This is a genomic window from Actinophytocola sp. (genome assembly GCF_049647105.1).
In the GTDB taxonomy this organism is placed as follows: Bacteria; Actinomycetota; Actinomycetes; order Mycobacteriales; family Pseudonocardiaceae; genus Actinophytocola.
The window spans coordinates 45,722-68,189 of record NZ_JBARWZ010000121.1 but is presented as its reverse complement, the minus strand read 5'-3'; the positions used below and the strand labels follow the sequence as shown (position 1 = coordinate 68,189).

Below are 22,468 nucleotides of genomic sequence, written 5' to 3'. Positions count from 1 at the left end.
AAATGGCCCATTGGAGTGACAAACCGTGACATCGCGGCCTGAAAATCTTGCCAGCAGGTGTCAGGTTTATCCGGCATCGTGACCCGCATGGACGAACTCAAGGGCAAGGTCGCACTGGTCGCGGGTGCTTCGCGGGCCGCGGGCCGGGCCATCGCGGTGGAGCTGGGGCGGCGGGGCGCGACGGTGTACGCCACCGGCAGGACGACCCGCGCGCAGCAGTCGGAGATGAAGCGGCCGGAGACGATCGAGGAGACCGCGGAGCTGGTCGGTGCGGCGGGCGGTGATGGGATCGCGCTCCAGGTCGACCACCTGGAGAAGGACCAGGTCAAGGCGCTCGTCGAGCGGATCGACCGCGACCACGGGCGCCTCGACGTGCTGGTCAACGACATCTGGGGTGGCGACGTCTACCTCAACTTCGGGCAGAAGCTGTGGGAGCACGACCTCGACGGCGGCCTGCGGATGCTCCGGCTCGGCGTCGAGACGCACGCGATCACCAGCCACTTCGCGCTGCCGCTGCTGATCCGGCGGCCGGGCGGGCTGGTGATCGAGATGACCGACGGCACGACCGAGTCCAACGCCGTCTACCGCGCGGAAGCCGGGTTCTTCTACGACCTCGTGAAGACGTCGGTGCAGCGGATGGCGCTCGCGCAGTCGGTGGAGCTGGCGCCGCACGGCGGCACGGCGGTCGCGCTCACGCCGGGCTGGCTGCGGTCGGAGGCGATGCTGGCCGCGTTCGGTGTGACGGAGGACAACTGGCGCGACGCCACCGCGCACCAGCCGCACTTCGTGATCTCCGAGTCACCAGCGTTCGTGGGCCGGGCGGCGGCCGCGCTCGCGGCGGATCCCGAGGTCAGGCGGTGGAACGGGCGGTCGCTGTCGTCGGGGGAACTGGCGCGGGTCTACGACTTCACCGACACCGACGGGAGCAGGCCGGACGCGTGGCGCTACATCGCGGAGGTGGAGAGCCAGGGCAAGCCCGCCGACGCGACCGGCTATCGCTGAGGCACTATGGAAGGTGATGAGATCCTGGCAGCCGACCCTCGACATCGAGGACTTCCGTGCCCTTCGTGAGCAGTTCACTGACTTCATGCTGGGGTACAAGTTCGCGATCGACGAAATCACCACGAAGATCAACATTCTTCGTGAGGACTTCAACAACGCCCACGAGTACAACCCGATCGAGCACATCAACTCGCGGCTGAAGGCGCCAGAGAGCGTGCTGGAGAAGGTGCGTCGCAAGAACTACGCGATGAACCTCGCGAGCATCCGCGAGAACGTGCTCGACATCGCGGGCGTCCGGGTGATCTGCAGCTTCATCTCCGACATCACCAAGATCCGGGACATGCTGGTCGGCCAGGAGGACATCACGCTCCTCGACGAGCGCGACTACATCGGCAACCGCAAGCCGAACGGGTACCGCAGTCTTCACCTGATCGTGTCGATCCCGGTGTTCCGCTCGGACCGCACGGACCGCATCCCGGTGGAGATCCAGATCCGCACCATCGCGATGGACTTCTGGGCCAGCCTGGAACACAAGATCTACTACAAGTACCGGGGCGAGGTGCCGCCGAACCTGCAGGGCGAGCTGGCAGAGGCCGCGGAGGCGGCCGCCGCGCTCGACGAGAAGATGGAGTCCCTGCATCGCCTGGTCGACCACAGGAGCAAGTCCTTGCCGGACCCGGTGGCGGACGAGCTGGACCTCACCGCGCTGTACATGGGGTTCCTCGGCAAGAACAGCTGAGTCAGCCCGCGCCCGCGGGCGGTGACGAGCGTGCCGACCAGCGACACGACGCCGCCGACGACGGCGCCGAGCAGTCCGAGCAAGGCGGGGCCCATGCCGTAGAACGTAGCGGCGGCGGGTGAGCGGGCTCACCTCCCCACCGCGTCACGACCGGCCTGGTGGCGGGTCTCCCTGTCGCCGGTCTTCGACCGGTGCGTTGCGGGCCGCGATCGCCACCCCCAGCCCGGCGAGAGCGGCCCGCAACCCTGGTTCAGCCCGCACCCCGCGATTGTGCCACCGCCGTGATCAGGTACTGGGTCGGCGAGTTGCGCAGCTGCGTCGTGGTCACCTCCCGGAAGTCCGACAGCCAGCCGGCGATCCGGTCCAGTCCGTACACCTCGCCGTTCTGCCCGTGGAACAGGTTGAGGCTGAACGTACGCAGGAACGACACGTCCGCCGGGCCTGGCGCGTCGCGGCCGTGTTCCAGGATCGCCACCACGCCGCCGGGGTTCAGCGCCGCAGCGACCCGGTCCAGCAGCGCCCGGTTCCCGGCTTCCGGGTGGCCGTGCAGCACGTTGAACAGCAGCACCACGTCGTACCCGGTGCCGAGGTCGGTCTCCAGGTAGTTCCCCGGCGCCATCGTCACACGCTCGCCGCCAGGGCCCAGCGCGGACTCGTAGTCCATCACCGTGGCGGAAAGCGCCGGGTGCCGTTCACACAGTGCCATCGAGTAGCGACCGTGGCCGCCGCCAAGGTCCAGCAGCCGCGCGGGTCCGGACGGGACCGGGATCAGCGGCGCGAGCTCCGCCGCCAGCAGCTGTCCGTGACCGTCCAACATGGACTGGAACTGCTCGGACGTCTCCGGGCGGTCCGCCAGCCACTGGTAGAAGTCCACCGCGGGCTTGCCCGTCCGCACCGAGTCCTCGAGCCCGTCCCACAGCTCGAACATCACCCGCTGCCAGAACAGCTCCACCGTCGTGTACGGCGAGTCCACCAACCACTTGTCGGACAACGGGGTCAGCGCGTACCCGTCGTCGGACACGGTCAGGTAGCCGAAGCTCACCAGCGCGTCCGCGAGGATCGTCACGCCGCGTTCGTCCACCCCCGCCGCCGACGCCAGGCCAGGGGCTCGTAGTGCTCCGTTGCGCAGCGCACCGAACACGCCGAGCCGCATGGCGGCCGCCGCGCACCGGTACGCGGCCGTGCCCAGCATGTCCGCGAACGACGCCGGGGCCTCGTTCGACGCGTACGCCTGCTCGTCGTCACCCAACTCGATCGGCATCGACGGTCACCCCTTCCGCAACCCGCTCGGGCAGCACGCCGCTGTCCGCGAGGAACCTGATGTGGCGGCGCATCATCTCCGCGTCCGCGGCCGGGAACTCGACCCCGGCCTCCCGTGCGGCCGCCCACGTCCGCGAGCAGTCGAACACCGGGTGCGGGCGCCGCCACGTCGGCAGCCCGTACGCGAGCGGGCCGAACGAACTGCTCGGCGCGGCCAGCATCTGCTGCCGCCATTCCTCGTACGGCAGCGTGTCCACCGGGTAACCCATCTCGTTCAGCGTCACGCCGAGGTCCGCGTACGAGTAACCGTCCGCGCGGTAGAAGTGGAAGTCGCGGCCGGTGTGCCGCTGCGAGATGCCGACGATCGCGGCCGCGATCAGGTCCACCGGCAGCATGTCGATCACGTCCTGGGTGACCGGCACCGAACCCTGGTGCGCACAGGTGGAGACCTGCCTGCTCAGGTACGAGTCGGTCTTCGCCGTGCCGGTCGCCAGGTCGCCGACGATCGCCGCGATGCGGTAGATCGAGATCGGCAGTCCTCGGTCCCGCGCGTTGACACCCATCGTGTCGGCCACCCACTTCGTCGTGTGGTAGCCGGTGTCCAGGCCGGACGGGTCCAGCGCGCGGTCGTCCTCGGTGATCAGCTGCTGGTCGTAGACCTTGCCGAGGAACACACCGAGCGTGGACATGAGGTGCAGCGGCTTGGTGCGCTTGCGGATCGCGAGCCGCAGGATCTCGATCGTGCTCTCCACGTGCGGTGGCATCAGCCACTGGTAGGTGAGCACGAAGTTCATCACCACACCGTTGTGGTAGATGGCGTCCATCGTCTCGCACAGCATGTCGTAGTCCGCTGTGGACAGACCGAGGCGCGGCTCCGCCATGTCGCCGACGATCGGCACGATCCGGTCGAGCTCCGCCTGCGGCACGGTCAGCTTGGCGCGCCGCAGGTTCGCGAGCAGCCGCGCCCGCCCCACGGCCACCGACTCGGCCCGCACCAGGCAGTACACGTCGGCCTCGGTGCGCGACAGCAGCTCGGCCAGCAGGTGCGCGCCGAGGAACCCGGTCGCACCCGTCAGCAGGACGCGCCGCATCGGGCCATCGACCGGCGGCGCGGTCACCTGGATGTCCTCGGGTGGTTCCGCGTCCAGCCGCAGCTGTTCGATGGACGGGATGCCCTGCGTGTAGTTCTTCGCGAACTCGCCGTCGCTCACCCGTGCCTGCTCGACCACCTCGGCCAGCTCAGCGAGGTCGTTGGTGGCGAAGACCGCGCGCAGCGGCAGCGTCACCCCGAGCAGCGACCGCACCTTCGCGAGGACCGTCGGCGCGAGCAACGAGTGCCCGCCGAGCGCGAGGAAGTTGCTGCGCCGCCCGACCGCCGGGTTCTCGAGTACCTCCGCCCACACCTCGGCGAGCACCCGCTCGACCGGCGTGCGGGGCGCCTCGTACGGGGCGGCCGACGACGCCGGCGCGGGTAACGCGCCGACGTCGACCTTTCCGTTGCGGGTCAACGGAAGCTCATCCAGCACCACGAACGCGGTGGGCAGCATGTAGTCCGGCAGCCGGTCCGCGCAGAACGCACGCAGCTCGGCGGGACCGGGCATCGTGGCCCCCGCGCGTGGCACGAGGTAGCCGACGAGCACGTCGTCGCGCACCGCGACCGCCACCTCGGCGGACTGCGGGTGCGCGGCGAGCGCGGCCCGCACCTCGGCCAGCTCGATCCGGTTGCCACGCAGCTTGACCTGCTCGTCCGCGCGGCCGAGGAACTCCAGCGTGCCGTCCGGCCGCAGCCGGGCCAGGTCGCCGGTCCGGTACATGCGGCCCTCGGTGAACGGGTCGGGCAGGAACGCGGCCGCGGTCGCGTCCGGCGACGACAGGTAACCGCGGGCGGGTGCCGCCCCGCCGATGTACAGCTCGCCGGGCACCCCGACCGGCGCCGGGCGCAGGTCGGCGTCCAGCACGTAGGTCCGCACGTTCGGCAGCGGCCGCCCGATCGGCAGCGCGCCGTCGGTCTCGGACCCGTCGACGGTCGAGAACGTGGTGGCGCACACCGTGCCCTCGGTCGGGCCGTAGTGGTTGTGCAGGGTGACGCGGCCACCGGTCAGCGCGGCCCACTCGCGCGCAGCCGAGGCGGGCACCGCCTCGCCACCGACCATCATCACCCGCAGCGGGCTGTCCTGCGCGGCCTCGTCGAGACCGGTGAGATCGCCGACCCACCGCCGCCACAGGGCGGCCGCCGTGTCGACGGCCGAGATGTCGTGCTCGGTGCACAGCCGAAGCAGCGCCGCACCACCAAGCGCGGCGGGCTCGGGGTGCAGCACCAGCGTCATGCCGACGGCCAGCGCGGGGAACACGTCGCCGACCGACGCGTCGAACGACAGCGGCGGCACCATCAGCAGCTTCTGCCCGGCGGTGAACCCGTGCCGCTCGATGAACGCGTACGTCAGGTTCAGCAGCGAGTCGTGTTGCACACCAACGCCCTTGGGCACACCCGTCGAGCCGGAGGTGTAGACGGCGTACGCCAGCTGACCCGCGTGCCGGGGCACTTCCGGTGGCTCGGCGGCGGTCGCGGTGAACGGCAGGTCCTCTTCGGACAGCACGACGGTCGCGCCGCAGTCGTCGAGGATGCCCCGCAGGCGCAGCGGCGGCCAGCCAGGGTCGAGCGGCACGTAGTAGCCACCCGCCTTGAGGATGCCGAGCAGCCCGACGATCGCGTGCGGCCCTGCCTTGAGCCGCAACCCGACCGGTGTCTCCTGGCCGACGCCCTGCTTGCGCAGCGACGCGGCCAGCGCGTTGGCGCGCTCGTCCAGCTCCCGGTAGGACAGGGCCTCACCCGACACCGTCAGCACGGCCGTCGCGTCCGGGCTCTGCTTCGCCTGCGCCTCGATCAGGTCCACGACGCTGTCGACAAGGGGATAAGTCGCCATCGCCTCGTTGAGCCGGGACAGCAGCGCGCGATCGTCCGATGTGGACAGATCGAGCGCGGACACGGCGCCGTCCGGGTGCTCGACCATCGCCGTCAGCATCGCGACGAAGTGCGTGCCGAGCCGGGTCATCGTGTCGTGGTCGAACAGCTCGGCACTGTAGTCGAGGTTCACCGGCCACGCGCCTGCCCGCTCCCGCACGTGCAGCGTCAGATCGAACCGGCTGGTGGCACGGCCGACCTCGACATCCTCGACGGCGAGCCCGGGCCACACGACCGGCTCGCCACCGCGGTTCTGCACCAGCATGACCTGGAACAACGGGTGGTACGACAGATCGCGCCGGGGCGCGACCGCCGCGGCGACCTGGTCGAACGACACGTCCGAGTTGCTCAGCGCCGCCGCGGCCACGTCCCGCGCCCGCAGCAGCAGCTCCGGCACGGTCGGCGTGCCGGACAGGTCGACACGCAGCGCGGTCGGGTTGACGAACAGGCCGACCACTCCGTCCACTTGGGACGGACGACGGGTGGTGGGGGAGCCGACCACCACGTCGTCTGTCGACGCGTACCGGCCGAGAAGCAGCCCGAACGCGGCGAGCAGCCCGGCGAACGTGGTACAGCCGTGCTCGCGGCACAGCCCGGTGAACCGGACCGCGAGGTCCTCCGGCACCTCGAACGCGTGGCTCGCGCCCGCGACCCCTCGGGACGCGGTGCGTGGCCGGTCGGTCGGCAGGTTCAGCACCGGCGGCGCGTCGGCCAGCACGTCGCGCCAGTACTCGAGCTGCTGCTCGCGTGCCCCGGCCTCGAGGTGGTTCTCCTGCCAGCGAACGTAGTCCGGGAAGTGCAGGTCAAGCGGCGGCAGGTCGCCGCCCGCGTAGAGCGTGACCAACTCCGCGTACAGCTGGTGGATCGAGGTGTCGTCGCACACGATGTGGTGTGCGGCGAGCAGCATCGTGTGCTCGAGCGGGGAGTGGCGGATCAGCAGCATCCGCAGCAGCGGCGCCCGGTCCAGGTCGAATGGCCGGTCCACGGCCGCGATGAGCAGCGCGTCCGGCGCGCCTGGCTCCTCGACGAGCGTGAAGTAGTCCTCTTCGGACAGTGTGGCCGCGACCCGCTGCTCCGGCACGCCGTCGGTGTCGACGACGTAGGTGCGCAGCGCCTCGTGCCGGTCCAGCACCGCACGCAGCGCGTTCCGCAGCGCCGACACGTCCAGGTCACCGGTCAGGCGCTGCACCATCGGCATCACGTACGCGCCCTGGTCCAACCCCATGCGCTCGGTGAACCAGAGCCCGCGCTGCGCACCGGAGAGCGGGACGGTGTCGCCGGGGTCGCGGCGGGGGATCTGTGGCTCCTCGGCCAGCTCGATGCCCCGCTGGGCGAGCAGGCGGGCCAGAAGGCGGTCCCGGTCAGTCACGAGCTGGCTCCTTTTCCGGTTCCCCGATCGCGTCGGGGATCTCGACATCGATGTTGCGCAGCCTTGGCCGCGTCCACGCATAGGCGGCGACGGCGAACATGAGCACGCCGACCACCAGGAAGATCAGGGCGATGCCTCGGCCGTCGCCGGTGCCGATGACCGCGCCGAACGAGCCGGCGAGCGCTCCGTCGTCGGCCATCAGCGGCTCGAACACGCCGTCGGACAGCGGTCCGATCAGCAGGAACGCGATCGGTGTCGCCGCTGTGACGAGCATGCGGACCGCGCCGAGGACCCGGCCGAGCACCGCGGGGTCCACTTTGGTCTGGATGAGGGTCATGCACGTGGTGTTCATGAGCGGCAGCGTGAACAGGAAACACGGTGCGGCGATCGCGATCAGCCACGGCGACGGGTAGAGGCTGTGCAGCACCAGGAAGATCCCGCCGAGCACCAGCCCCAGGTACACGCCGTCGATCCGCCGTTTCGGCCCGCCCCACGCGGCCATCACGAGCGAGCCGGCGAACAACCCGCTGCCGCCCGCCGCCATCAGCACGCCGAGCGTCGCCGGGCTGGAGAACGACAGGATCAGCGGCTGCACCAGGCCACCCGCGATGGCGAACAGGAAGTTGAACGCGCAGAACACCACCACGAGGTTGACCAGCCCGGGTTTGCCGCGCAGGTAACGAAGACCGGCGTTGAACCCCGAGGGTGCCTTGTCGCTGGGCACCGGCCGGATCGCGTCGGCGGGCAACTGCGTCACGGCGAGCGTCGTGACGGCGACGACCATCGACACCAGGTCGATGATCAGCACGCCCCGCAGCCCGACGAGCCCCAGCAGCGCACCGGCCACCAGCGGCGCGGCGATCTGCACGCCCTGCGTGATCTGCATCAGCCCGTTGACCCGGCCAAGGTGCTTCTTCGGCACGAGCGACGGGACGAGCGCGGTGTAGGCGACCATGTGGAAGGAGTTGCACGCCGACGACAGCGCGGTCGTCAGGTAGATCGGCCACACCGTCAGGGCGTCCGAGGCGACCAGCATCAGCAGGATCGCGGTGGCGAGCCCGGCACCGAGGTCGGCGGCGAGCATGATCCGCTTGCGGTCCCACCGGTCCGTGATCACCCCGGCGATCGGCGACACGAGGATCCCCGGCACCGCCGCGCAGAACTGGATCAGCACGAACTGCGTGACCGACCCGGTGTCCAGGTACACCCACACACCGATGACGAACGCCGACAGCGCCGACCCGATGACCGAGACGAGCTGCCCGGCCCAGATGATCCCGAATTTATTCATCGCTCATCGCCCAGCAACTTCCGTACTTCCTCATCGGACAGTGACGCGACCTCGACCCGCAGCGCGGCGATCGTCGCGACCTGGCCCGGTTCGGCCTGCAGGTCGGCCAGCACGTCCGCGAGCCCGGACACCGTCGGCGCGGCGAACATCCGGTGGATCGGCACCTCGATCGCGAACGCCTCCCGCACCCTGGCGAGGACCTTCGCGGCCAGCAGCGAGTGCCCGCCGACGCGGAAGAAGTCGTCGCGCACCCCGATCCTCGGCCGCTCCAGCACCTCCGACCAGATCCCGGCCAGCACCTCCTCGACCGGCGTGCGTGGCGCCACGAAGTCCGACGTGGACGTGAACTCCGGGGCGGGCAGCGCCTGGCGGTCCACCTTCCCGTTCGGGGTCAGCGGCAGCTCGTCGAGCGAGACGACCAGCGCGGGCACCATGTACTCCGGCAACCGTCGCCGCAGCAGGGCGTCGTCCGCGGTCCCGACGACGTACGCGACGAGCCGCACGTCCTGCCCGGTGCCGACCGTGGTCACGACCGCGGCCCGCACGTCATGGCAGGCCAGCAGTGCCGCCTCGATCTCACCCAGCTCGATGCGGAACCCGCGCACCTTCACCTGGTGGTCGGCCCGGCCGAGGAACTCCAGCGTCCCGTCCGCGCGGTACCGCGCGAGGTCGCCGGTCGCGTACAGCCGCGCGCCCGGGGTGGCGGCGAACGGATCCGGCACGAACTTCCCGGCCGTCAGCGCGGGCCTGCCGTGGTAGCCGCGAGTGACGCCGAGTCCGCCGATGTGCAGCTCGCCGACCACCCCGATCGGCACCGGCTCACCTCGCGGATCCAGCACGTACAACCGGGTGTTCGCGATCGGCGGTCCGATGTGGACGTTCTCGGCGGACACGATGCCCGCCGCCGACCACACGGTCGTCTCGGTCGGCCCGTACGCGTTCCACACCACCGCGTCGTCCGCGAGCAGTTCCGCCACGAGGTCCGGCGGGAACGCCTCACCGCCGCAGATCCGCACCTGCACCGACGGCGGCACCCCGCCTGCGGTACCGAGGAGCCGCCACGTCGCGGGCGTGGCCTGCATGGCGGTCGCACCCGAGGTGACCAGGCGCTGCGACAGCCGGGGCCCGTCGGCCACTTCGTCCGCCCCGACCACCACCACCTGCGCGCCGGAGACCAGCGGCACCAGCAGCTCCAGCACCGAGATGTCGAACGACAGCGTGGTGACCGCCGCCAGCCGGTCGCCTGGCCCGATGGCCAGCAGATCCGCGAAGGACGACAGCAGGTTCACCACCGCGCGGTGCGGTACCCCGACACCCTTGGGCCTGCCCGTCGAACCCGAGGTGTAGATCAGGTAGGCGAGGTCGGGCGCCGGGCCCGCCTGCACGGCCGGGCCGTGTTCATCGGTCCGCACCACGGTCCCGGCAAAGCCGAGCGTGTCGGCGCGGTTCGTCACCAGCACGTGCGTGCCGGAGTCCTCGAGCATCAGCTCGAGGCGTTCAGCGGGCCACGACGGGTCGAGCGGCACGTACGCGCCACCGGCCCGCCACACCGCGAGCAGCGCGGTGACCATGGCGGGGGACCGGTCGAGGTACAACCCGACCGGCGTCTCCGGCGCGACGCCACACTGCCGCAACCGCCCGGCGAGCCGCTCGACGCCTGCGCCGAGTTCCGCGTAGGTCAGCGAGCCGCCCGGCCCGGTCACCGCGACCTCGGTCGAGGTGAAGTCGATCAGGTCGAGCGCGGTCGTCGCGTCCGGCAGGGCCGCGTCGGTGCTGTTGTACCCGTGCACGACCTGCCAGCGTTCGACGCCTGCCACCGCCGTCAGCGCCGAGATCCGGCGATGCGGGTCGGCGATGGCGCAGGACAGGGTCGCGACCAGGTTGTCGATGAACCGATCGATCGTGGGTTCATCGAACAGGTCGGTGTTGTACTCGACCGACACCAGCAGTCCGTCCCTGACCTTCTCGACCACCAGCGTGATGTCCATCTTGGACACACCGGGGTCGGGCAGCAGTCCGTCGCAGGTCACGCCGGGCAGGTCGAACTCCAGCTTCGGCGTGTTCTGCAGGATCAGCTGTGCCTGCGACAGCGGCGCGTGCCCGAGGCTGCGCTGCGGCTGCAACGCCTCGACCAGCCGCTCGAACGGCACCTCCGCGTTGGACAGCCCGCCGAGCGCGACGTCCTTTGCCCGCGCCACGAGCTCCGCGAAGGTCGGGTCACCGGCCACGGACAGCCGCAGCGGCAACGAGTTCACGAAGAACCCGATCATCCGCTCCACGTCGGTGTCCGACCGGCCAGCGACCGGTGTGCCGATGACCACGTCGTCCTGCCCGGCGAGCCTGCCGAGCTGTGTGCCGAACGCGGCGAGCAACGCCATGAACAGCGTGCCGCCGCATTCCCGCGCCATGGTCTCCAGCGAAGCGCCGAACTCGTGGGTCAGCCTGCGCGTCCGCAACGCGCCCCGGTAGGACTGGACCGCGGGGCGCGGCCGGTCGGTGGGCAGCGTCAGCAGCTCCGGCGCGCCGTCCAGGTGCGTGCGCCAGTAGTCCAGCTGCGTGCGTGCGGCGTCGGAGCGCTGCCGTTCCCGTTGCCACGTCGTGAAGTCCGGGTACTGCAGCGCCAGGTCCGGCAGCGTCTCGCCCCGGTACAGCGTGGTCAGCTCGTTGAGCAGCACCGAAAGCGACCACGCGTCGGAGATGATGTGGTGCATGTTCAGCACCAGCACGTGATCGTCGGCGCCGAGCACGCCGACCGCGACCCGGAACAGCGGGCCCCGCGCGAGGTCGAACCCGCGCTGTGCCTCCGCCAGCGCGAACGCGTCCGCGTTGGTGGCCTGCGTGACCTCGAACGCCGCGGTCCCGGCCGGCGCGACGACCTGCACGGGTTCGCCGCCCTGGTCGGGGAACGTGGTGCGCAGCGACGCGTGCCGCGCCACGACGGCATCGGCGCCCGCCCGCAACGCGTCGATGTCCAGCGGGCCACGCAACCGGAACGCCAGCGGGATGCTGTACACCGGCTCGCCGGGCGCGAACTTGTCCAGGAACCACAGCCGCTGCTGCCCGAACGACAGCGGGTACGCGCGCGGCGCGGCCGACCGGCGGCGCAGCGCCTCGGCGAGCAGCTGGCGTTTGCGGGCGGGTGGCAGGTTGTCGAGTTCGGTCACGGCACTGCCTTTCCGAGTCGCGCGGTCGCCGCCGCCACCTGCGGCTGCAGGTGGGTGGGTACCCGGTCGCCGAACAGCCGCAGGTAGGCGGTGACGTGCTCGTCGTCCAGCGACAGGAACGGGAAGTCGGTCGGCACCATGTGCCGGATCGCGAGCAGCGGCACCGGGCTGCGCAGCGGGCGGAACGTCGAGTTCCACAGGCCCGCCTTGTCCGGCGGCCCGTCGTGGAACTCGCCGACCATCAGCCCGCGCGACACGTAGGCCTGCTTCAGCATCCGCTGCGCGTCGTCGATGATCGGGTGCAGGTCGGGCCCGGCCAGTTCGGGGAACAGGATGAGGATGGTCTTGAACTGGGCGGCGGGCCCGCGCGTCGGCTCGAGGTCGATGAACCAGTCGCGGTAGTGCGCGACCGTGGCCGCCACCTCGTCGGCGCCGGAGGGCACGCCACGGCACACGGCCATGTAGAAGGTGTGCCGCGCCATGGCCCCCTCGGTGAACGGGCAGACATCACCCTTGCGGCCCAGCTCCGGATGCGGCCTGCACAGGTAGCGCCGCGCCCAGTCCACGATGGCACGCAACGGTTCCTCCGACGAGCGGACCGGCTCCGGCAGGATCCCGTCGAGGTCTTCCGGTGCCACGAGCGGGGGGACATCGAGTGTCGGATGGGTGAGCACGACTAGGGAACCTGCCTTTTCGATCGGGCCGCCACGAGCGCTGTTATCGCGGCGGCGGCCACTGTGGAGAGTCCTGCGGCCAGCGCGCGGTCCTGCCTGCGAGCCCTGGCCAGTGCGTCGCCGTACGGCGTGGTGGTGTGGGCGATCATCGTGTATAGCGGCGTCCATCGGTTCGGGAAGAGCTTGTGCAGCACCAGATCTGCCTTCTTGCGGGCGAGGAACAGCGGCGAGCGCATGCCGTCGCGCAGTTCCAGGAAGTTCTGTTTGGACAGTTCGGCCAGCACGTCCGTGTGCGCCCGCCGCCGCGCCTCGAACACCCGCAGCCCGGCGGCCAGGTCACCGCCCGCGAGACAGTTGTCGAGCACGGAACAGTCCTCGAACGCGGCGTTCATGCCCTGCCCGTAGAACGGGTACACCGCGTGTGCGGCGTCGCCGATCAGCACGACCTTGCCGTCGTGCTGCCATGGCGAGGTGCGGATGGTGACGAGGCTGCCCGTGGGATGCGACAGGAACTGCTCGACCAGGTCCGGCACCAGGTCGGGAAGATCGGAGAACTCGGCGTCGCAGTGCGCTCTGACGCGTTCCGGGGTGGTCAGCTCGGCGAACGAGCCGGGACCCTCGAACGGCAGGAACACGGTCGCGGTGAGCGTCCCGTCGTGGTTGGGGTGCGCGACGACCAGCCCGGTGCTGCCCGGCCACAGGTGCAGCGCCTCCAGCCGCGTGCGGTCGTCGGCCGGGATGGTGATCTCCTTGTAGCCCCAGTCCATGAACTCCTGGTGGAACTCGGCCCGCTCACCCCGCATGAGCTGCGCGCGGACCGCCGAGAACGCGCCGTCCGCGCCGATCACCAGGCCTGCCTTGCACTCGTGCGACTCGCCTGCCGGGTCGGTGACCGTCAGCACGGGCAGGTCCTTGTCGAGCGCGACCACCCGGTGCTCGAAGTCGAACCGGACGCCACCAGCCTCGGCGCGGTCGATGAGTGCCGCGTTGAGGTCGTCCCGCAGGATCGAGTGCAGGATCTGGTGGTCCTCGGTGCCGTACGGGTGGAACGACTGCCCGTCCGCCGTGTGCACCATCCGGCCGCGCATGGGCGTGGTCCTCGGCCACAGCTCGTCGAGCAGTCCGACCTCCCGCAGCGCCTTGATGCCGCGTTGCGACAGGCCGAGGTTGATCGACCGTCCCTCCGTTGTGGACAGTCGAGGGTCGGTGCGTCGTTCGACGACCCGCACGGTGTGCCCCCGGCGGGACAGGTAGATCGCGGCGAGCGAGCCGGCGAGCCCGGCACCCGCGATGACGACCTCGGTCACTCGCCCTCCTCGATCAGGGTGGCGAGCAACGAGTCGACCTCGGCGTCGGACAGCTCGTCGAGCTGGTCCAGCAGCGTGCGTGGCCGGTCGGCGACCCCGCCCGACTGCGCCTTCGTGATCGACGACGCCAGCCCGGCGACCGTCGGCGCGCCGAACAACGCGGCGAGCGGCAGGTTCACCGACAGCTGTGTGCGGATCCGTGCGAGCAGCTGGGTCGCGGTCAGCGAGTGCCCGCCGAGCGCGAAGAAGTCGTCGTGCACGCTCAGGTCCATGGCCGGGCCGAGGCTCAGCACGTCCCGCCAGAGCATGGTGAGCCGCCGCTCCACGTCGTTGCGTGGCGCGACCACCCGCGTGCGGGTCGGCGCCCACACCGGTTCCGGCAGCGCGGTCCGGTCGACCTTGCCGGTCGGCGTCCTCGGCACCACGTCGAGCGTCATCACCAGGTTCGGCACCAGGTAGTCCGGCAGCCGGGCGGACAGCCACGGCCGCAGCTCGTTCGGGTCCAGCCGGGGACCGGGCAGCACGTAGGCGACGAGCCGCACGTCGGTCTCGTTGCCGCGCCACACGGTCACCACCGCGTCCCGCACCAGGTTGTGCTCCCGCAGCACCGACTCGATCTCACCCAGCTCGATGCGGAACCCGCGCACCTTCACCTGGTGGTCGGCCCGGCCGAGGAACTCGAGCCGCCCGCCCCGCAGCCGCACCAGGTCACCGGTCGCGTACAGCCGCGCGCCGGGCGTCGTGCTGAACGGGTCGGGCAGGAACTTCGCCGCGGTGAGGCCCGGCTGGTTGCGATAGCCACGCGCGACCCCGGCGCCGCCGATGAACAGCTCACCCAGCACGCCGTCGGGCACCGGCCGCAGCGCAGGGTCGAGTACGTGCAGGGTGGTGGCGCCGACCGGGCCGCCCAGCCGGATCGGCTCCGGTCCATCGGGGACGGTCCCGGCCGCGGAGTACACCGTGGTCTCGGTCGGACCGTATCCGTCGATCAGCCGCGCGCCGCCGGACCGCAGCGCGTCGGCGAGGTCACGCGTCAGCGCCTCGCCGCCGGTGACCCGCAGCCGCACGGTGTCCGGCACCCCGCCCGCGGCGACGAGCAGCCGCCACGCCGACGGTGTCCCCTGCACGACCGTCGCACCCGTCTCGATCAGCCGCTCCCGCAGGCGAAGCCCGTCGGCGACCTCCTCGGCCGGGATCACCGTGACCCGCGCACCTCGCAGGAGCGGCGCGAGCATCTCGACCGTCGACACGTCGAACGACGGCGTGGTGATCGACGCGATGTGGTCGTCCGGCCGCAGGTCCAGCAGCTCGTCCATGGCGGACAACAGGTTCTGGATGCCGCCGTGGGTGAGCGTGACGCCCTTCGGCCTGCCCGTCGAGCCGGACGTGTAGAGCAGGTAGGAGATCGTGCCCTGCGTGGCGGTCGGTTCGAGTGGGGTGCTCGGTTGTGCCGTGAGGTCGGCGGTGTCGAGGTTGATCACCGTGCGCTCGCCGGGCAATGCCACCCCGGCCGCGTCGTGTGTGACCAGCACCGGGCACCCCGCGTCGGTGATCATCGCGGCGAGCCGCTCCGCGGGCCAGGTCGGGTCGAGCGGCAGGTAGCCGCCGCCAGCGCGCCACGCGGCGAGGATGGCGGTGACCACGGGGACACCCCGTTCGAGGCACAGCGCGACCGGCACGTCCGGGCCGACCCCGTTGGCACGCAACAGGTGTGCGAGCCGGTTCGCGGCCTCGTCCAGCTGCGGGTAGGTGAGCGAGCTGGTCGCGTCGGCCACCGAGGGCGCGTCGCCGAACCGGGTGAGGTCGAACGTGACCGTGCCCGCCCGCGGGGTGTCGACGACCGTGCGGGTGCCGTCGCACAGCGGCAGCTCGGCGATCGGCCGGTCCGGGTCGGCGGCCACGGCCTTGCACAGCACCGCGTACAGGTCCGCGAGCCCCTCGACGGTCGCCTCGTCGAACAGGTCGGTGTCGTAGTTCCACTTGGCGCGCCAACGGTCCGGACCGGGCTCGACGGTGAGGAACAGGTCGAACTTCGAACCACCGTTCGCGAGCAGGCTGGGCGCGATGGTCAGACCGTCCACGGTGACCGGCTCCCGCACCGGCTCGACCGCGAACATCACCTGCGCGACCGGCGCGTGCGCGAGCGACCGCTCGGCGGCCAGCAGGTCGACGAGGTCCTCGAACGGCAGGTCCTGGTTGGCGAGCGCGCCCTCGACCGCATCTGCCGTGTGCTTGGCGAGCTCCGCGAACGTGGTGCCGGGCGGGACGCGTGCGGGCAGCGCGAGCGTGTTGGCGAGGAAACCGACCAGGTGCTCGGTCTCCGGCCGGGTGCGGCCGGACACCGGGGTGGCGACGAGGAACTCCTCCTGCCCGGTCAACCGGTGCAGCATCGCCTGGTAGACCGCGAGGAGCGTGCCGAACGAGGCGTCCGGCAGCGGCTCGAGGTCACGCACCAGGTCGGCACCCCGGCCCGCCGCCGCCGACCGAGGGCGGTCGGTCGGCAGCGGCAGCACAGTGGGGATGCCGGCCAGTTCGGCCTGCCAGTACCTTGCGGCGTCGGCGAACGCGTTGGCGTCGGCCTGTTCCCGCTGCCAGACCGCGTAGTCCGGGTACTGGATGGACGGCTCGTCGAGGTCCTCGCCCGCGTAGGCGCTGGCCAGCTCGTCGAACAGGATCGCGCACGACCAGCCGTCGACGACCGCGTGGTGGACGACCAGCACGAGCACGTGCTCGTCCTGGCCCTTCGCGACGAGCCCGGCCCGCAGCAGGGGACCGGCCGAGAGGTCGAACGGGTGCCGCACCAAGGCGTCCACTTCGGACTCGACGATGTCGAGCACGCGCAGGTCGACCCGGGACGACACGACCTGGCTCGGCACCCCGTCGGTGGCGGTGAACGTGGTGTGCAACGCCTCGTGCCGGTGGACCACCGTGACGAGCGCGTGCTCCAGCCGCGCCCGGTCGAGCGCGCCGGTCAGCGTGATCCGCCAGCCGACGTGGTAGGCGGGGCTGCCGGGGATGAGCTGGTCCAGCAGCCAGAGCCGCCGCTGGCCGGACGAGGTGGGGAAAACGTACGTGTCGTCGGTGTTCACGACTGACCTTCCGGGGCAGGGCCGCGGCGGTCCACGGCGACGAAGCGGAATTCCGCGGTGTACCTGGCGCCCTCGGCGTCGGTGAGCCACAGCTCGTCCGGGCCGGGCAGCATCTCGCCGACGCTCATCAGGCCGTCGGGCTCCGCACGGTCGAGCGCGCGGATCGCGTGCGCGAAGTGCTCGACCGACGGCAGGCTCTCGAGGTCCACGTAGAACGGCTTGAACTCCACGGGGCTCTTGACGAACACGAACCGCGGCACCCCGGTTCCCCGCCGCCACTCCTGCGCACGCAGGAAACGGGTCGCCTCGTCGGCGGCGAACGCGAACCCGAGGCCGGACACCGGCAGCCGCCAGTTCTCCCGGCTGACCACCAGCCGGTCGATCGACACCCTCGGCGTGTGCGGAACCGTCGGCAGCGGGCGGAACTGCTGCACCAGCTGCCCCATCAGCTGCTCGTTCAGCAGTTCCACGAGGTCCATCCGGTTGCCACCGGCCCGGTCGTGCACGACGAGCTTCCCGCCCGTTTCGGACAGCAGCAGGTCGGAGACGAGCAACGCGCCGTCGATGTCCGGCCCGCACGCGTCGTGCGCGGACACCACCCGGATGTCGGCGGGCTGCACGAGCGCGTCGGCGAGCCGCTGCGGCGTGCCGCCCTCCTCACGGGTGGCGGCCAGGACGATCCTCGGCCCCGCGAGATCGGCGGCCATGGCGGTGTGCAGCTCGGTGGCGTTCGGGTGCTGCGACACGAACAACGCGGAACGCATCGTGTTGACGCCCGCGTGCAACTCGCCGAGCACCCACTGGAAGTCCCCGCGCCGGATCGCGTCGGCGTCCCTGGCGGCGATCATGACGTCCGGACTGTGCTGCACCGCGCTGCGCCATCCGGGCCTCGGCGCCGCGAACGCCGCGCTCACCTTGTCCCGCAACGAAGCGGCGCTGACCGACACCCGTGACTGACTCATGTCGAGCAAGAGGATGTTCGCCCAGCGCTCCTGCAGCGCCGCCGTCAGCCTGCCGACCACCCTCTTGTCGAGCCGGAAGATGATGTCGTTGGCCCACAACCAGAAGTCGGCGAACCGCAGCACACCGGAGGCGTCGACGTGCGTGCGGAAGGTGTCCCGCAGGGCCCGCCGGTACAGCGCCGCGCCTGCCGAGGTGAACCAGCGGGCGCTCTCCAGCATCAGCGACAGCGGCGGCATGAGCGACGCCACCAGGTCGGGCCCGATGGTGACGTCGAGGTCGCGGCGGCATTCCTCGTGCACGAGCGTGCGGCCCGCGTAGAACATGCCCGGCCTGCGCACGCCCGTGCTGCCGGTGTGCCGGGTGAACGACTCCTGGAGCGCGGTCATGGCGCCGGTCATCCGCTCCGGGTCGCCGACCGCCTCCGCGACCGCGGCCCGCCCACGCTCCAGCTCACCGAGCGCGGACAGGACGCGGTCGCGGACCGTCGGATCGTCGATCCGGTCGAACTGCGCCAGCAGAGCCCGCTCCGGCACCAGCTCAGCTGGAGAAACCTCGAAGGTCCAGGCAATCCGCCGGTCGTCTCGTAGTTTACCCAGCACGCGGTAGACATCGCCCAACGTCGCCAGTTCTTCCGCGATCTCCCGCGCGGTCCGCACGCCGTCGACCGCCCGCAGCACCGCCGCCTCGTCGGCGGGCAGCGTGACCGGCGGCTGGAGGGGCACGTGCAGCTCGTCACCGTCGATCCCCACGAACGGCATCCGGCGTGGCGTCGCCCACGGCAGTGTGTCCGGTGTGGACAGTGACTGTGCGAGCTCGTGCACCGCCCAGTTCTCCAGGTACACGGTCCGCTGCGCGAGCAGCTCCGGCCCCGGCCGCAGCGCGATCGTGTCCTCGGCGTCGGTGATCCGCGCCCAGCCGACCGGACCGAAGTACCCGATCGTGTCGTTCTTGGTCGTGTACCGCTGCAGGTAGTTCATCACCAGCGCGGCCCACTGCCGGTACTGCGAGTTCCGCTTCGGCGCCTCCGTGTACGCGAGCGAGTCGACGGCCGTGTGCAGTGCCCTCGGGTTCTGCCATGCCACGGCCTCACGGAACTTCGTGTCCCCGGCGACCGCACGCAACCCGGTCGCCACTCGGTCGGCCGCGTCAGCGAACGCCGCCGCATACGCCGCGTGTGCCTCCTCGACCGCGGCGGCCGCGCTGATCAGCTCCGTTGCGTGCTGCCTGGCGAGGATGCCCGCGTCCAGCTCGGCAAGCCGACCCTTGCAGATCAGCTTGGAACCCTTGCGCAGCGCGGGTTTCGCCTCGGCGGACGCGGTCGTCAGCGACGCCTTGATGCCGTCGAGCACGGCACCCCGGTGCACCGCGAACTCCTGCTCGGCGGCCACGACGGCCGCCGCGGCGGCCGCGCACTCCTGGCTCGCGAGGTCGAGCAGCGGCTCGATGCCGAACCCCGTACCCCGCAGCTCCACCCACCGCCACAGCGCCCAGTGCTGGTCCGGCGAGTCGGCCGAACCGGCCGTGACCAGGTGCGCGGGCAGCCGGTTCGGCGCCCGGTAGGCGCGCCGGTCCCGGCGCACGATCCCCGCCGTGGCCGGCTTGGCGGCCGCGGCGACGACGTCGGTGAGGTCGGCGAGCGTGGCCGCCCGGTAGATGTCCCGGATCGGCAGCTCGACGCCGAACGTCTCGCGGATCCGGAACGTCAGCCGCATCGCCAGCAGCGAGTTGCCGCCGAGGTCGAAGAACTCGTCACCGGCGCCGATCTCCTCGACACCCAGCAGTGCGCGCCAGATCCCGGCCATCCGGTGCTGCGCGTCGCCGGTGAGCGGCAGGTGCACGGAACCGGTGGTGGCGACCGGTTCAGGCAGTGCGGCGCGGTCGATCTTGCCGCTCGCGTTCAGCGGGAACCTCGGCAGCACCTGGTAGCTCGACGGGCGAAGGAACTCCGGCAGCGCGGCCGCCACGTGCGCCCGCACGCTCGCGAGGTCCAGGCCCGCCGGCGTCACATACGCGACGAGCCTGCGGGTGTCGTCCGTGCCGTGCACCACGACCGCCGCGTCCACGACCTGCGGGTGCGTGCGCAGCACCGACTCCGTCTCGCCCGGCTCGACGAGGTAACCCCGCACCTTGACCTGGTTGTCGACGCGGCCGAGGAACTCGAGTGTGCCGTCCGGCCGCCACCGTGCGCGGTCGCCGGTCCGGTACAGGCGGGCGCCGGGCGGGCCGAACGGGTCGGGCACGAACTTCGCCGCGGTGAGCGCCGGCCGGTTGAGGTAGCCGCGGGCCACGCCGTCGCCGCCGGAGTACAGCTCGCCGATCGCACCCACCGGCAGCGGCCGCAGGTCGTCGTCCAGCACGTAGACCGTGCTGTGCTGCACCGGCCTGCCGATCGGCGTGGTCGCGCCGAGGTCACCCGCGTCGTGCATGACGTGGCAGCTCGTGAAGGTCGTGTTCTCGGTGGGCCCGTAGCCGTTGATGACCGGCTTCCCGCCCCGCGCCGCCAGCGCCGCGCGCACCGCGTCCGGCGCGAGCACGTCCCCGCCGGCGAGCAGCTGGTCCACGCGGGACAGCGTGGTCACGTCGTGCTCGACGATCTGGTGGAACAGACCGGCCGTCAGCCACAGGAAGCTCACGCGGTGCCGGTCGATCAGCTTCGCGAGGCCCGGCGCGTCGAGCGGGCCGGGCGGCGCGGGCACCACCCTGGCGCCCGTCAGCAGCGCACCCCAGAGCTCCAGCGTCGTGACGTCGAACGACGGCGACGACGCGTGCAGGAACGTCTGTGCAGGACCGACGGTCGCGAAGTTCGGCTCGTGCACCAACCGCACGACGCCCCGGTGCGGCACCGCGACACCCTTGGGCCTGCCGGTCGAACCGGACGTGTAGTTGAGGTACGCCAGCGTGTCCGCCCGCGCCGGGCACGGAAACGGCGCCGCGGCAGGCAGGTCGTCGATGGACATGACGTCGGCCGGCCAGTCGCCGCCGTCCGTGATGACCACCCGCGCGCCGCTGTCGGCGAGCATCATCGCGTTGCGGGCCGGGGGATGCGTGGCGTCGACCGGCAGGTACGCGGCACCCGCCTTGAGCACGCCGAGGAATGCCGTGGCCAGCGCCGCGCCGCGGGGGAGCGCGACGGCCACCGGCTCCTCGAGCCCGATGCCGCGGTCCCGCAGCGCGGCCGCGATCCGGGTGGCCCGGTCGTCCAGCTCCGCGTAGGTGAGCCAGGTTTCGCCGTCGAACACCGCGTCCGCGCCAGGCGCGCGGCGGACCTGCTCGTCGAACAGCTCGGGGATCGTCTTCCCACGCGGGTAGGCGAGCGGGTCGGCGTGCCCGCCGGAGGCCAGCAGCGTGTGCTCGGCTGGCGACAGCAGCGAAAGGTCGCCGACCTTCCCGTGTGGCCGGTTCGTGAGCCGCAGCAGCGCGGTGCGCAGGTGCCCGGCGAGGACGTCGGCCTCGGCGGCGGTGAAGCGGTCGTGGATGAGCGCGATGTGCAGCGCAGGCTCGGCGAACGCGTAGACGGTGAGCGGGTAGCTGAGCCGCCGGTGCAGCTCGACCTCGCGCTCGTCCCAGTTCGGATTCTGCTTGCGCAGCAACGTGTGCAGGTCCTGCCGTTCGAACAGCACGAGGCTGGACAGCAGGTTCTGCGCCCCCGCGTACCGCTGGATGTCGCCGAGCGGTGTCAGCTGGTGGTCGCGGATGTCCACCCCGGAGCGCCGGATCTCCCGCAGCCACTCGCCGACCGACAGCGACCGGTCGAGGTCGACGCGCAGGGGGATCGTCGCGAGCAGCATGCCGACGATGCCGTCCGCGCCCGGCACCGAACCGTGCCGCGCGGAGCGGGTGACGCCGAAGACGACGTCGTCGGTGCCCGCGTGCGTGCCGAGCACCAGTGCCCACGCGGCGAGCACCACAGTGTTCAGCGTGACGCTCTCGGTGTCGGCGAGCCGTTGCAGCGCAACGGTTTCCTCGTCGGTCAGGGAGAACTTGACGACCTGGCTCGCGCGGCCCTCCGTCGCGTCGGCGAGCTTGCCGAACGGCAGCGGCGTCGGCCCGGACACACCGGCGAGGTGTGCGGTCCAGAACACGCGGTCCTGCTCGGCCGCGTGGCTTCCCGCCACGTTGCGGGCCGTGAACCACTCGACGAAGTCGCGGTAGTGCGTTCGCTCCGGGAAGTCGGGGCGGCCCTCGTAGTCGCTGTCGAGTTCGGCCATCAGCATCGCGAGCGACCGGCCGTCGAGGACGGCGTGGTGCAGCGTGATCACCACGACCGGCGTCGCGTGTGTCAGCACGGTCACCCGCACGAGCGGCGGAGCGTCGAACGCGAACCCACGCGTGCGGTCCTCGGCGAGGAAGTCGGCCACCGCGTCGGTGCGCACGGTGAAGTCGAGCGTGGTGTCCGGCCGCACCACCTGCACGGGCTCGGCGTCGCCCGCGAGCACGAACCCGGTGCGCAGGATGGGATGCCGCGCCACGGCACGTTCCCACGCCGCCCGGTAGGCGGCCACGTCGAGGCCCGGCCACCGGATGACGCACTGCACGACGTCGATGCCGGCGTCCGGGACACGCAGCCCGTTGAAGATCATCCCCTGCTGCAGTGGCAGCGCGGGACAGCCCGCCTCGGCTGTTTTCGGGTGCACGAGACCTCCAACGC

10 protein-coding genes are annotated in these 22,468 nt (G+C 71.4%); 2 read left to right on the top strand and 8 right to left on the bottom strand.

The features are described 5' to 3' along the window. Window positions 1-87: 87 nt before the first annotated feature. Window positions 88-1,002, top strand: coding sequence for an SDR family oxidoreductase (locus WBA97_RS14990; RefSeq protein ID WP_424231407.1), 915 nt, complete (start codon window positions 88-90; stop codon window positions 1,000-1,002). A gap of 16 nt (window positions 1,003-1,018) precedes the next feature. Next, on the top strand, window positions 1,019-1,741 hold the full coding sequence (locus WBA97_RS14985) for a GTP pyrophosphokinase (protein WP_424231406.1): 723 nt from the start codon (window positions 1,019-1,021) through the stop codon (window positions 1,739-1,741). A gap of 250 nt (window positions 1,742-1,991) precedes the next feature. Here the strand turns inward: WBA97_RS14985 and WBA97_RS14980 are convergent, their stop codons facing one another. From WBA97_RS14980 to WBA97_RS14945, 8 genes are read right to left on the bottom strand one after another with little or no spacing between them, the layout of a single operon-like run. Next, window positions 1,992-3,002, bottom strand: coding sequence for a methyltransferase family protein (locus WBA97_RS14980; protein ID WP_424231405.1), 1,011 nt, complete (start codon window positions 3,000-3,002; stop codon window positions 1,992-1,994). Beyond that, window positions 2,983-7,332, bottom strand: a complete 4,350-nt coding sequence (locus WBA97_RS14975) for an amino acid adenylation domain-containing protein (protein ID WP_424231404.1) — start codon at window positions 7,330-7,332, stop codon at window positions 2,983-2,985. The genes WBA97_RS14980 and WBA97_RS14975 overlap by 20 nt, the downstream gene beginning before the upstream one ends. Further along, window positions 7,325-8,623 (bottom strand): MFS transporter, encoded by a 1,299-nt coding sequence (locus WBA97_RS14970; protein WP_424231403.1) that lies wholly within the window; start codon window positions 8,621-8,623, stop codon window positions 7,325-7,327. The genes WBA97_RS14975 and WBA97_RS14970 overlap by 8 nt, the downstream gene beginning before the upstream one ends. Further along, window positions 8,620-11,787: a non-ribosomal peptide synthetase gene (locus WBA97_RS14965; protein WP_424231402.1), complete on the bottom strand. Its 3,168-nt coding sequence runs from the start codon at window positions 11,785-11,787 to the stop codon at window positions 8,620-8,622. The genes WBA97_RS14970 and WBA97_RS14965 overlap by 4 nt, the downstream gene beginning before the upstream one ends. After that, complete coding sequence (locus tag WBA97_RS14960; RefSeq protein WP_424231401.1) at window positions 11,784-12,425, bottom strand: DUF6875 domain-containing protein; 642 nt, start codon at window positions 12,423-12,425, stop codon at window positions 11,784-11,786. The genes WBA97_RS14965 and WBA97_RS14960 overlap by 4 nt, the downstream gene beginning before the upstream one ends. A gap of 38 nt (window positions 12,426-12,463) precedes the next feature. Next, on the bottom strand, window positions 12,464-13,768 hold the full coding sequence (locus WBA97_RS14955) for an FAD-dependent oxidoreductase (protein WP_424231400.1): 1,305 nt from the start codon (window positions 13,766-13,768) through the stop codon (window positions 12,464-12,466). After that, window positions 13,765-16,857, bottom strand: coding sequence for a non-ribosomal peptide synthetase (locus tag WBA97_RS14950; protein WP_424231399.1), 3,093 nt, complete (start codon window positions 16,855-16,857; stop codon window positions 13,765-13,767). The genes WBA97_RS14955 and WBA97_RS14950 overlap by 4 nt, the downstream gene beginning before the upstream one ends. Next, entirely contained in the window at window positions 16,854-22,454 is a 5,601-nt protein-coding gene (locus tag WBA97_RS14945) for an amino acid adenylation domain-containing protein (RefSeq protein WP_424231398.1), read from the bottom strand. Before WBA97_RS14945 ends, WBA97_RS14950 begins: the two co-directional genes overlap by 4 nt. Window positions 22,455-22,468: the final 14 nt, after the last annotated feature.